We start from the raw sequence: 12,835 nt of genomic DNA on the forward strand, positions 1-12,835 counted from the left end.
GGATGACTTCACGCCGGCACCAGCGCGTCCAGTTCCGGCAGAAGAACGACGCTTTCCTGCTCGTGGGGATCGGTGCGCGCAATGACCGCCGTGCAGGGCGTGCTGCTGAGGTTCGCAGGCATATGCGGCACGCCGGCCGGGATGTAGAACAGTTCGCCGGCATGGGTGATGACGTGATGCTCCAGCCGGTCGCCGTACCAGGTATGAGCCTCGCCGGAGAGCACGTAGATCGCCGTCTCATGCGCCTCGTGCAGGTGCGCCTTGGCACGCACGCCGGGCGGGATCGTCAGGAGGTGCATGCAGATGCCCGTGGCGCCGACAGTCTCGGCCGCTATCCCTTCGAAATAGCTGAGCCCCTGCTTGCCGTCATAGGCGTGCTTGGGACGAACGATGTGGCAGGTGGGTTTTGATGTCGCGTCCATTTTCTTCCTCCAAGAATTGCGCCGCCGGCAAAGCCGGCAGCGATGGTAACATGCAAACCGCCGTCAAGCGGGGAAAACAAGATCGGTCGCATTGATGCAAGCACCCTCCGTCGTATCCGCCAAGGACCTCTGTCTCACCTACCAGGCGAATGACGGCCCGGTGCGGGCGCTGAGCGATGTCAATCTCGATGTCCGCAAGGGCGATTTCGTCTCTTTCATCGGCCCGTCCGGCTGCGGCAAGACGACTTTCCTCCGCGTCATCGCCGATCTCGAAAGGAGCACCTCGGGCGAAATCTCGATCAACGGCATGACGCCGGCGGAGGCGCGCAAAGCCCGCGCCTACGGCTACGTCTTTCAGGCGCCGGCGCTCTATCCCTGGCGCACCATCGAGAACAACATTGCCTTGCCCTTGGAGATCATGGGCTACCGCGGCGCCGATCGGACGAGGCGCATCGCCGAGGCGCTCGACCTCGTCGGTCTTTCCGGCTTCGAGAAGAAATTCCCCTGGCAGCTTTCCGGCGGCATGCAGCAACGCGCCTCAATCGCCCGCGCGCTCGCCTTCGACGCCGACCTGCTATTGATGGACGAGCCCTTCGGCGCGCTTGACGAGATCGTCCGCGACCATCTGAACGAAGAGCTGCTGAAACTCTGGGCCCGCACCAACAAGACGATCTGCTTCGTCACCCACTCCATCCCCGAGGCGGTCTACCTCTCGACCAAGATCGTGGTGATGTCGCCGCGCCCCGGCCGCGTCACCGACGTGATCGACTCCACGCTTCCGGCCGAACGCCCGCTCGACATCCGCGACACGCCGGAGTTCCTGGAAATCGCCCACCGCGTCCGCGAGGGGCTGAGGACGGGGCATAGCCATGAGGTTTAGGCCGTTGCGTTCTTGGGCCACCCCCCTCTGCCCTGCCGGGCATCTCCCCCACAAGGGGGGAGATCAGCAGGAGGCGAAGGCTCCCGCAAACAAGGACAAGAGAGCAGTACTCCATAGAAGCAAATGGGAACGAGGTGCTATCCTCTTGCCGATCTCCCCCCTTGTGGGGGAGATGCCCGGCAGGGCAGAGGGGGGTGGCTGCGCATTCGACACCAACATATGGGGGCAGTCGCTGTGAAACCCGACACATTCAAGGACAAGATCGTCCCCGTCACCACCATCCTGCTCGCCCTCGTCGCCATCTGGTATGTCGCCGCCATTCTCATGAACGCGCCGTTCCAGCGTGACATGGACAGCCGCGCCGGCGTCACGCCGACTACGATGGAATTCATCGGCAAGACGCTGGCGCAGCCGAAGCCGATCCTGCCGGCACCGCATCAGGTGGCTGAGAATGTCTATGAGAACACTTTCCTGCGCAGCCTTTCGAGCAGCCGCAGCCTCGTCTATCACAGCTGGGTAACGCTCTCCTCCACCCTGCTCGGCTTCGGTTTCGGCATGCTGCTCGGCATTCTTCTCGCCGTGCTGATCGTGCATAACCGCGCCATGGACCGCTCGCTGATGCCTTGGCTCGTAGCCAGCCAGACAATCCCGATCCTCGCTATCGCGCCGATGATCGTCATCATCTCCTACAACGTGCTGACCGGCGACAATGCGCTGGCGCATCTGCTGAATCTCGATTCCGACGCCTCCCGCCTCGTCTCCAAGGCGCTGATCTCCACCTACCTCTCCTTCTTTCCGGTCGCCGTCGGCATGGTGAAGGGGCTGCGGTCACCCGAACTCCTCTATCTCGACCTCATGCGCACCTATAACGCCAGTCCGATGCAGACCTTTTGGAAACTGCGCGTCCCTGCCTCGATCCCCTTTCTCTTCACTTCTATGAAGGTCGCGATCGCAGCAAGCCTCGTCGGCGCCATCGTCGGCGAATTGCCGACGGGCGCCGTTGCCGGCATTGGTTCGAAGCTGCTCGCCGGCTCCTATTACAGCCAGACCATCGATATCTGGGCAGCGCTGGTCGCCGGCTCGCTGCTTGCAGGCGTTCTGGTCGCGATTGTCGGCCTTGCGGCGAAGATCGTCGACCGCGCCATGGGCGGGAGGCCGGCATGAGACGTCTGAGCTTCTCCTGGCAAGGCGCGGCCGCTCTTCTTTTCTGCATCGCGGCGCTGGCTGCCTTACCGCTTCTGGCCGAGGGCGCGGCCCGTCCTTTAACCGATGGCACCGCAAGCCTGATCTTCATCGTCATCGCCGCGGCCGCTCTCCTGTCCTTTGCACCGCAACCGCCGGCCTATCGCGCCACCGTGCTGTTCATCGGCGCCCATGGCGCCGCCTGGCTGCTGCTTGCAGCGATTTCCGGCAACGAGGGCACGGCAACGCGGGCTTACTTCCTGCTGCTCTTCGCCGCGTGGCTGCTCGCCTGGCGATGCGTCACGGAGCTTTCGAAAGTGCCGCCTGCCGCCGCCTTCGGTGCATCGGTGCTCGAACTTCTGATTCCGGCGATTTTCGGCGCCTGGATTCTCATCCTCTGGGAGGCGATCACGCGCGGTGCCGGCGTCCCCTTCATCCTGTTGCCGCCGCCGAGCGCCATCGGCGCCCGCATCATGGCCTCTCTGCCCATCCTCGGCCACGACGTCAGGCAGACGATCTTCAAGGCGGTGCTGATCGGTTATATAGTCGGCTGCCTCAGCGGCTTCGTCGTCGCGGTGCTGGCCGACCGCATCGCCTTCCTGCGCCGCGGCCTGCTGCCGATCGGCAACATGGTGTCGGCCCTGCCGATCATCGGCATCGCTCCGGTCATGGTCATGTGGTTCGGCTTCGACTGGCCGTCGAAGGCCGCCGTCGTCATCATCATGACCTTCTTCCCAATGCTGGTGAACACCGTGGCAGGCCTTTCCGGCTCCGGCAGCATGGAGCGCGACCTGATGCGCACCTACGCATCGAGCGACTGGCAGACGTTGCTCAAGCTCAAGCTTCCGGCGGCGATGCCCTTCATTTTCAACGCACTGAAGATCAACTCGACGCTGGCTCTGATTGGTGCCATCGTTGCGGAATTCTTCGGGACGCCGATCGTCGGCATGGGCTTCCGCATCTCGACCGAGATCGGCCGCATGAATGTCGACATGGTCTGGGCGGAAATCGCCGTCGCGGCGCTGGCCGGCTCGATCTTCTATGGCATCATCGCCCTGACCGAACGGGCGGTGACGTTCTGGCATCCGTCTATCCGTGGTGGCTAGGCGCGCGCGGGCCTCGCAAATTGGGTCCGGGCATAACTTCAGAGGGTAAGGACAAGAAAATGAAAAAATTGATGATTGCAATGATGGCGAGCGCCATGTCGCTTGCAGCGGCCCATGCTATGGCCGCCGACAAGGTGGTGCTGCAGCTGAAATGGGTCACACAGAGCCAGTTCGCCGGTTATTACGTCGCCCAGGAGAAAGGTTTCTACAAGGAAGAGGGCCTCGACGTCGACATCAAGCCGGGTGGTCCCGATATCGCGCCTGAGCAGGTGATCGCCGGTGGCGGCGCCGATGTCATCGTCGACTGGATGGGCGGCGCGTTGGTTGCCCGCGAAAAGGGCGTTCCGCTGGTCAACATCGCCCAGCCATATCAGAAGTCCGGCCTGGAAATGATCTGCCGTAAGGACGGCCCGGTCAAGACCGAGGCCGACTTCAAGGGCCATACGCTCGGCGTCTGGTTCTTCGGCAACGAATACCCCTTCTTCGCTTGGATGAACAAGTTGGGTCTTTCCACCGAAGGCGGCCCGAACGGCGTCACCGTGCTGAAGCAGAGCTTCGACGTACAGCCGCTCGTCCAGAAGCAGGCCGACTGCATCTCCGTCATGACCTATAACGAATACTGGCAGGCAATCGACGCCGGCTTCAAGCCGGAGGAACTGACGGTCTTCAACTATACGCAAATGGGCAATGACCTTCTCGAGGACGGCCTCTACGCCATGGAAGACAAGCTGAAGGACCCGGCGTTCAAGGAGAAGATGGTCAAGTTCGTCCGCGCCTCGATGAAGGGCTGGAAATATGCGACCGAGAACCCCGATGAAGCCGCCGAGATCGTCGTGGACAACGGCGGCCAGGACGAGAACCACCAGAAGCGTATGATGGGCGAAGTTGCCAAACTGGTCGGCGACGGCTCCGGCAAGCTGGACGAAGCGCTCTATGCCCGCACGGCGAAGGCTCTGCTCGACCAGAAGATCATCAACAAGGAGCCCTCGGGGGCCTGGACACACGAGATCACAGACGCCGCATCCAAGTAAATACGGCAGGAAGTAAAGCGAAACGCGCGGAGAAAATTTCCGCGCGTTTCTCATTTTTGGGATAACACGAAAAAAAGCGTCGCTGATGTCGCATTTTCCGGCGTCAAACGTCATTAGGAGAGAAGCGGGATCAATGATCGTCATGTTCGCATAACTCTGCGATGATTGATTCAGATTATGATGGTATTTATTATCGGCTCATGGGGAATTGTTTTCTGCCGGGCTTGCATATCGAGCAAATCGATACCAACTAGAAGCCGATTTGCCGGCGAGGGATGAAGACGGCAAATGACGTGTGGATACCCCTGAGAATGCAGGAAAGGCAGTGGCCTGGTCGCGAGCTCAATGGCAGACGCGCGAATTCGGCTAACCTTATGATGAGATTGGACGAAAACGCATGGCACGCAAGCCGACTGGAATTTTAGGCACATCCACCCTTTTTGCAGCGGCGCTGGCTGCATCCGCCGCCTTTTCGCAGGAAGCGCCGGTCGCAAAGCCGCAACAGAACCTGCCGGCGATCGTCGTCACCACCGCCGTCAATCGCACTCTTGTCGACCGTGTCATCGGCACCGGAACGGTCAAGCCGGTCGAGGAAGTCTATATCCAGCCGCAGGTCGAAGGCCTTTCGATTCGCACGCTGAAAGCCGATGTCGGCGACAAGGTCCAGGCTGAAAGCACGCTGGCAACGCTCAATGACGACGCCCTGGTCCTGGAGAAAAGCCAGATGATGGCGACGAAGGCCAAGGGCGAGGCAAGCCTTGCCCAACTGCGCGCCCAGCTCATCGAAGCGCAGGCCAATGCCGAACAGGCAAGGCAGCAGCAGGCCCGCGCCCAGGAAATGGGCAAGAAGGGCACGGTTTCTACAGCCCAGGTCGAGCAGGCCGATGCGACCGCCGCTGCCGCCAACGCCCGAGTCGTCTCCGCCGAGCAGGCGATTGAGGTCGCCGAGGCCGATCTGAAGGTCTTCGACAGCCAGATCGCAGACGCCGATCTGAAGCTCGCCCGCACCGATGTGAAGACGCCGGTTGCCGGTGTGGTTTCGGCTAAGAACGCCAAGGTCGGCGCGATCGCCGCCGGCAACGGCGATCCGCTATTCACCATCATCCGCAACGGCGATATCGAGCTCGTCGCCGAAGTCGCCGAAAGCGATATTGTCAGGATTGTGGCCGGCCAGAAGGCAACCATTTCCCTTTCCGGCAGCCGCGAAAAGCTTTCCGGTGCCGTGCGCCTGGTTTCACCCACCGTCGATTCCGTGACCCGCCTCGGCCTCGTCCATATCTCCATCGACGATGACAGCAAGGCGCGTTCCGGCATGTATGGCAGCGCCGAGATCATCGTCCGTGAAACCGAGGGTGTATCGCTTCCCCTGACTGCGGTGCTCACCGGCAACGACGGATCCTCCGCCCGCAAGGTCGAAGACGGCGTGGTGAAATTCGCTAAGATCGAGACCGGCATCCAGGACGGCGCCTATGTCGAGATCGTCAATGGATTGAAGAGCGGCGACGAGGTCGTCGCCAAGGCGGGCGCCTATGTTCGCGACGGCGACCACATCACGCCGGTGCGTGAACAGCCCTCCGCTTCCAACTAAAGAGACCATCCGATGAATTTTTCAGCCTGGTCCATTCGAAATCCCATCGCGCCGCTGCTGGCCTTCTGCCTGCTGATATTCATCGGCATTCAGTCCTTCAACACGCTGCCGATCACGCGCTTTCCGAACATCGACGTGCCGCTGGTCTCGATCAGCGTGACGCAAAGCGGCGCGTCGCCGGCCGAACTCGAAATGCAGGTGACGAAGGAGATCGAAGACGCGATCGCCTCGATCACCGGCATCGACGAAATCCAGTCGACGGTGACCGACGGCAGTTCACAGACCAACGTCATGTTCCGGATGGAAGTGCCGACCGAACAAGCCGTACAGGACGTCAAGGACGCGATTGACCGCATCCGCAGCGATCTGCCGGCGACGGCCGAAGCACCAATCGTTACCAAGGTTGATGTCGAGGGCCAGGCGATCCAGACCTTCGCCGTGTCCTCACCCGACATGTCGCTCGAAGAACTGTCCTGGTTCGTCGACGATACAATCAAGCGAGCGCTGCAGGGCCAGGCCGGCATCGGCCGCGTCGATCGTTACGGCGGCGCGGAGCGCGAAGTGCGCATCGAACTCACGCCCGGAAAACTGGATGCTTACGGCATCACCGCCGCAAGCGTGAACGATCAACTGCGCGGCACCAATGTCGATCTCGGCTCCGGTCGCGGCCAGGTGGCGGGCAGCGAACAGGCAATCCGCGTTCTTGGCGACGCCCGCAACGTCGCCGAACTGGCAGACACGACGATTGCATTGCCGAGCGGCCGTTTCGTCAAGCTGTCCGATCTCGGCGTCATCAAGGACACCTATGAGGAGCCGAAATCCTTTTCGCGCTTCAACGATACGCCCGTCGTTACCTTCGGCGTCTTCCGCTCGAAGGGCGCCAGTGAGGTCAGCGTCGCCGAGACGGTGGCGCAGAGCCTCGACAAGGTGCGAAGCGAAAATCCGAACGTGAAGATCGAGATGATCGACGATTCGGTCTATTTCACCTACGGCAACTATGAAGCCGCCATCCACACGCTGCTCGAAGGCGCCTTGCTCGCCGTCATCGTGGTTCTGCTGTTCCTCCGAAACTGGCGGGCGACGCTGATTTCGGCCATCGCCCTACCCCTCTCCGCGATCCCGACCTTCTGGGTTATGGACATGATGGGCTTCTCGCTGAACCTCGTCAGCTTCCTGGCGCTGACGCTCGCGACAGGTATCCTGGTCGACGACGCGATCGTGGAAATCGAGAACATTGCCCGCCATATCAAGATGGGCAAGACGCCCTATCGGGCGGCGATCGAGGCGGCGGATGAAATCGGTCTCGCCGTCATCGCCACCACCTTCACCATCATCGCCGTCTTCGTGCCAGTTTCCTTCATGCCGGGCATTCCGGGCCAGTACTTCATCCAGTTCGGCCTGACCGTCGCATTCTCCGTCTTTTTCTCGCTGCTGGTGGCACGCCTCATCACCCCGATGATGGCCGCCTATCTCATGCGCGCCGAAGACGGTGTTGACGACCATCACGACAATGACGGTCTGCTGATGAAGGGTTATACGCGCCTGATCCGCGCCACGACCGGGCACAAATATTCGCGATATCTGACGCTGCTTGCGGCGATCGGTTTCCTCGTCGGTTCGGTTATGCTGCTGATGAAGGTTCCAGGCAGCTTCCTGCCGCCCGAAGATGCCTCGCGCATCGTTCTCTCTGTTGAACTGCCGCCCAATGCGCGGCTCGACGACACCGAGAAGACGACGAAGGCGATCTATGACAGGGTCAAGGACCTCAACGGCGTCGAAAGCGTCTTCGTCCTCGGCGGGGCATCGCCAAAGGGCGATCTCGAACTCCGCCGTGCGACCATTACGCTGGCGCTCCACAAGCTCGACCAGTCGCTGGTCAAGAAGGTGGTCAACGACGTGCTCGGCCATATCCCGGTCATCGGTCCGATGCTGCCGAAGGTGGAAGTCCACGGCCGCGAGCGCCCGCAATGGGATATTGAAAAGGAAGTCTTCGCCAAGCTGCGCGATATTCCCGATGTCCATATCCTGAAGCTTAACGACCGCGGCGAACGCGACCTCTCCTTCAACTTCCTCTCCAAAAACGAGAAGGACCTGAACGAAGCCGTCGGCATTCTGGAATCCAAGTTGCGTGCCGACCCGCTGCTCGCCAATGTCAGCGCCGACGGCGCCCTGCCGCGTCCGGAACTGCAGGTCTATCCGCGCAAGGACGAGGCGGCGCGTCTCGGCATCACGCCGCAGCAGATCTCCGAGACGATCCGCGTCGCCACCATCGGCGATGTCGATGCGGCCCTCGCCAAGATCTCGCTCGACGATCGCCAGATCCCGATCCGAGTCCAGGCGGCCCTTGACATGCGCCGCGACCTTGCCGCCATCCGGGCGCTGAAGATCCAGACCGCCAGCGGCGGCACCGTTCCGCTCTCGAGCGTCGCGAATATCGACTATTCGGAAGGCGTAAGCTCGATCAAGCGCAACAACCGTAACCGGGTCGTCTCTATCGGTTCCGACCTGCCGCAGGGCGTAGCGCTCGACACCGCCTCGGCCCGTTTCCGCGAGATCGTCAAGGCGGCCAACATTCCGGCCACGGTGCACCTCGCGGAAAGCGGCGACACCAAGGTGCAGACCGAGATGCAGCAGAGCTTCGTCAACGCCATGTTGATGGGCCTCCTGTTGGTGCTGACCGTGCTGATCCTGCTCTTCAAGGACGTGATCCAGCCCTTCACCATCCTGTTCTCGCTGCCGCTCGCGATCGGCGGCGTCGCGGCGGGCCTGATCATCACCAGCAATCCGCTGTCAATGCCTGTCATGATCGGCATTCTGATGCTGATGGGCATCGTCACCAAGAATGCCATTCTGCTCGTCGATTTTGCAATCGAGATGCGCCATCAGGGCATGTCCCGTGTTGAAGCCATGGTCGAGGCCGGCCGCAAACGCGCCCGGCCGATCATCATGACTTCGATTGCCATGTCGGCAGGCATGCTGCCGTCGGCGCTCGGCGTCGGCGAAGGCGGCTCGTTCCGCGCGCCGATGGCAATCGCCGTGATCGGCGGCATCATCGTCTCGACGGTGCTGTCGCTCGTCGTCGTTCCCTCCTTCTTCCTCATCATGGACGATCTGTCCCGCCTGCTCGGCTGGATATTTGGACGCCTGGTCGGCAGGAAGGATGAGGAAGACCTGCCGCTCTCGCGCGAGGATCTTACCCGCGTGACCCGCGAGAACCGCAGCGATATCGATGCGCTGGACGAGCGCCTGACCGCGATCGAAAAGCCGGAAAGCAAGCGCAAGGGCGCCAACGACACCAATGTGCTCCGCCTGCCGCCGTTTGCGGCGGAGTGAGCAAAGCCTCAGGAAACGAGACGGGCCGGGAGCGACCTCCCGCTCGTCGGGCTGCTGACAAACCGCATGCAAAACCCCCGACGTCATCCTCGGCCTTCTGCCGAGGATCTATGCCGGCCCAATTAAATACCTGGAAATAAAGGTTTACCCATCAAATAATCGCGGTGGTTAGATGCTCGGCACGAGCCCGAGCATGGCGGAAGAGACGTTGTCAACAAACTACGGACCGGAGCGATCTCCCGGCCCGTTTTTGTTTCGCCACCCTCGCCGCCATCCGCCAGATGCGGCGGGCTTGTCCCTCAGAGCCCGCCCTGCTCTCTCAAGAAACTAACGATCGAGCTGACGCCATCGCCACGCTTCATATCGGAGAAGACGAAGGGGCGTGAGGCGCGCATGCGCGTCGCATCCCGCTCCATCACCTCAAGATCGGCGCCGACATGGGGTGCCAGATCCTTCTTGTTGATGACGAGCAGGTCGGAGCGGGTGATACCGGGCCCGCCCTTGCGCGGGATTTCCTCCCCTTGGCAGACCGAGATGACATAGATGGTGATATCGGCGAGGTCCGGCGAAAAGGTCGCCGCCAGATTGTCGCCGCCTGACTCGATGAAGACGACATCGAGATTGGGGATCCGCTCGTTAAGGCTCGCGATCGCCTGAAGATTGATCGTCGCATCCTCGCGGATGGCGGTATGCGGGCAGCCGCCCGTCTCGACGCCGACGATGCGATCGGAAGGCAATGCCTGCATGCGCACCAGCGCCTCGGCATCCTCGGTCGTATAGATGTCGTTGGTGACGACGGCGACGGAATAGTCGTCCCGCATCGCCTTGCAGAGCTTTTCCGTCAGCGCCGTCTTGCCCGACCCGACCGGCCCGCCGATGCCGACGCGCAGAGGTCCGTTTCTTGATTTCATATGGCGTACTCCAATAGGATTCCGATGATAGCGACGCCGCCGGCATGCGCCACCGTCAAATGACGCAGTTGCGGGATAATTTGGTAGTTACGAGCGGAAAAGCCTGATCGTCTGGGTTTCGTGGCGCAGGCTGGCGATATCGGCCTGCACCGTCGCCGAACCGAGATCGTCGAGGGTTGAGGCTGCTGCCCGCCGCGCAATCCCCGCAATCTGCTCTTCAAGCCCGGCAAGCATGGCAACACCATCCTTCTGCCCGGCAACGCCGAGACGGATGCCTGATGATACCGCCTGCGAGGCATAGGCATGTAGGAAGACCGCGAGCACCTTTTCAGGCCCTATGCCATGGGCGCCCGCAACCGCTCCGACTGCGATAGGATAGGCGGTCTTGCCAGGCAGTCTTTCGAAAACCTCGCCCGGCCAGGCTCGCGCCGCCAAGAGGAACGCCTCGCCGAGCAGCATCGTTTCCTGATGGCGCTCGCGCGATCCGGCAAGCGCTTCGGCAAGCGCAGCAATTTCGGCAAGGCCTGGACCCTCCTCCGCCTGGCGCCTGTGGCTCTCAGTCAGAAGCACTGCATCGTTCCAGGCCGAACCATGGCCGATCAGCGTGCCGATCCAGTCCGCAAGCGAGGCCGCGTCGGTCACGAGCCCATCGGCTACCGCCCGCTCCAACCCGCCTGAATAGGCGAAACTGCCGATCGGAAAGGCCGGTGAAAGCCATGCCATCAGGCGCAACAATGCCTGCAATTCACGATCTTCGCTCATCGAGCCTCAATCGTGTTTGTGGCCGTGATGCCCGTGCCCATGACCATGGTGGTGATCATGGTCGCAGGTGTGATCATGTTTGTGGTCATGGCCATGCGCGTGATCATGGTCATGACCAGCGTTGTGATTGTGCCCGTGGTCATGATGCGCATGCGCCTGGTCATGCGAATGTCCGCCATGTGAATGATAGGCCCCGCGCGCAGGCTGGAAGGGCTCTTCGATATCGAGCACGGTGGCGCCGAGCCCCTGCAGCATGGTTCGGATGACATGATCGCGCAGGATGACGATGCGGTCTTCCTCGATCTGGGCGGCGAGATGACGGTTGCCGAGATGCCAGGCAAGCTCGACCAGATGCGTGCGGTCGCGTCCGCGAATCTCGAAGAGCTTCTCGTCGGCGGCAAGGATCTCGATCAGTTCGCTGTCTTCGCGCACAAGCAGGTCGCCATTGGCGAAGAGCACCGGATCCTTGAGGTCGAGCATGACCATCTCGCCATTCTCCAGATGCAGGAGCTTGCGGCGCAAATGCCGCAGATCATGCGGCAGCTTGACCTGGGCGGTCGGATGGGAGGAAGGGGTTCCGGCGGGAAGATAGGAGGTGACGCGCTGCATGATATGTCCGTTTTGATGAGACCACGACCATGCAAAATAGCCCTTCCCGATGCAAGCACCAATGGGAGGCCGGCTTTTATATTCCGTAGGCCTGCATCATGTTGTCGCTCCCCAGCCCCCTGCCCTCGGTATTGGCGCTGGTTTCGGCGAGCCCGTGCCAGGCATGATGCAGTCCCTCCCGCTCGTGCACGACGCGATTGCGTCCGAGCGCCTTGGCGAGATAAAGCGCCCGATCGGCCGAGGCATAGACCTGCTGCTTGCTGCGCCCAGGAATGAGATCGGCCACGCCGCCGGAAATGGTGATGGCAATATGATTCCCATCTGCCACGAGCGGTCTGTTGGCGATATCGGACTGCACGGCCTGGATCCGCTCCAACCGTTTCTCCAGCGGTTCGCCGGAGACGATGACGCCGAATTCCTCGCCACCGAGGCGCGCAACGACGGACGATTCGTCGAAGGCGGAAAGCAGCACCGCCGAGACCGCCGTGATAACCGCATCGCCGCAGGCATGGCCGAAACGATCGTTGATCGCCTTGAAACGGTCGACGTCGAAAATGACGAGCGAGGCGTCGCCTTCGATCCGATCCAGCGCCTCGGTGAAGGCGCGCCGGTTCAACAGGCCGGAGAGGGTATCCGTGCGGCTGAGCTTTTCGAACTCCGCCCGCGACAGCGTCAGTTCATGCATTGCAAAACCCGCCGCCAGCGACATCAGGCCGGAAACCGTGCCGCCGACAAGCCAGGAAAAAATGGCGCCGAAGCCGATCGCGTGCGAAAGGGTCACCGGCAACAGCCCGAGAAAACCGAGTGGCGGTATCGTCAGCGCAATGATAACGCCGGAGAAAATGACGGCAAGAAAGCTCATCTTCAACGCAAAGACATAGACCTGCCTGCGATATAGAAAATGGCCAAAATCGGCCTGCAGCGACATCCAGTTTCTCATGAGAATCGACCTTCCTGCCCGGCGTTTCAAGGCATTGATAAGAGCCCAATTGCTGCGGGTGTCTTAATCGA

Annotated in this window: 11 protein-coding genes; 6 read left to right on the plus strand and 5 right to left on the minus strand. The window is 61.5% G+C overall.

Going from position 1 to position 12,835, the window contains the following annotated elements:
• Positions 1-8: 8 nt before the first annotated feature.
• Positions 9-422: a cupin domain-containing protein gene (locus NMA58_RS15770; protein ID WP_011426527.1), complete on the minus strand. Its 414-nt coding sequence runs from the start codon at positions 420-422 to the stop codon at positions 9-11.
• A 94-nt stretch (positions 423-516) separates the two neighbouring features.
• Here NMA58_RS15770 and NMA58_RS15775 point away from each other — a divergent pair, with 94 nt between their 5' ends.
• From NMA58_RS15775 to NMA58_RS15800, 6 genes are all read left to right on the plus strand, one after another.
• Positions 517-1,302 (plus strand): ABC transporter ATP-binding protein, encoded by a 786-nt coding sequence (locus NMA58_RS15775; RefSeq protein ID WP_085779168.1) that lies wholly within the window; start codon positions 517-519, stop codon positions 1,300-1,302.
• 234 nt (positions 1,303-1,536) lie between these two features.
• The gene (locus tag NMA58_RS15780; protein WP_434711121.1) at positions 1,537-2,466 is read left to right on the plus strand and encodes an ABC transporter permease; all 930 of its coding nucleotides are present in this window, start codon (positions 1,537-1,539) and stop codon (positions 2,464-2,466) included.
• Positions 2,463-3,590: an ABC transporter permease gene (locus NMA58_RS15785; RefSeq protein ID WP_434711123.1), complete on the plus strand. Its 1,128-nt coding sequence runs from the start codon at positions 2,463-2,465 to the stop codon at positions 3,588-3,590. Before NMA58_RS15780 ends, NMA58_RS15785 begins: the two co-directional genes overlap by 4 nt.
• A 59-nt stretch (positions 3,591-3,649) precedes the next feature.
• Complete coding sequence (locus NMA58_RS15790; RefSeq protein ID WP_221113550.1) at positions 3,650-4,621, plus strand: ABC transporter substrate-binding protein; 972 nt, start codon at positions 3,650-3,652, stop codon at positions 4,619-4,621.
• Positions 4,622-5,018: 397 nt separating this feature from the next.
• A complete protein-coding gene (locus tag NMA58_RS15795; RefSeq protein WP_221113551.1) occupies positions 5,019-6,209 on the plus strand; it encodes an efflux RND transporter periplasmic adaptor subunit in 1,191 nt (396 codons plus the stop codon).
• A gap of 12 nt (positions 6,210-6,221) precedes the next feature.
• Positions 6,222-9,542 carry an efflux RND transporter permease subunit gene (locus tag NMA58_RS15800; protein WP_434711125.1) on the plus strand — a complete coding sequence of 1,107 codons (3,321 nt, stop codon included), beginning with the start codon at positions 6,222-6,224 and terminating at the stop codon, positions 9,540-9,542.
• 299 nt (positions 9,543-9,841) lie between these two features.
• Here the strand turns inward: NMA58_RS15800 and ureG are convergent, their stop codons facing one another.
• The 4 genes from ureG to NMA58_RS15820 all read right to left on the minus strand — a co-directional run bounded on the left by ureG (position 9,842) and on the right by NMA58_RS15820 (position 12,764).
• Positions 9,842-10,453 carry an urease accessory protein UreG gene (ureG, locus tag NMA58_RS15805; RefSeq protein ID WP_097600658.1) on the minus strand — a complete coding sequence of 204 codons (612 nt, stop codon included), beginning with the start codon at positions 10,451-10,453 and terminating at the stop codon, positions 9,842-9,844.
• Positions 10,454-10,540: 87 nt separating this feature from the next.
• Positions 10,541-11,215 carry an urease accessory protein UreF gene (locus NMA58_RS15810; RefSeq protein WP_434711128.1) on the minus strand — a complete coding sequence of 225 codons (675 nt, stop codon included), beginning with the start codon at positions 11,213-11,215 and terminating at the stop codon, positions 10,541-10,543.
• Positions 11,216-11,221: 6 nt separating this feature from the next.
• Positions 11,222-11,824 (minus strand): urease accessory protein UreE, encoded by a 603-nt coding sequence (gene ureE, locus NMA58_RS15815; protein WP_434711130.1) that lies wholly within the window; start codon positions 11,822-11,824, stop codon positions 11,222-11,224.
• A 76-nt stretch (positions 11,825-11,900) separates the two neighbouring features.
• Positions 11,901-12,764 carry a GGDEF domain-containing protein gene (locus NMA58_RS15820; RefSeq protein ID WP_434711132.1) on the minus strand — a complete coding sequence of 288 codons (864 nt, stop codon included), beginning with the start codon at positions 12,762-12,764 and terminating at the stop codon, positions 11,901-11,903.
• Positions 12,765-12,835: the final 71 nt, after the last annotated feature.

This window comes from Rhizobium sp. YTUHZ045 (genome assembly GCF_051124255.1).
In the GTDB taxonomy this organism is placed as follows: domain Bacteria; phylum Pseudomonadota; class Alphaproteobacteria; order Rhizobiales; family Rhizobiaceae; genus Rhizobium.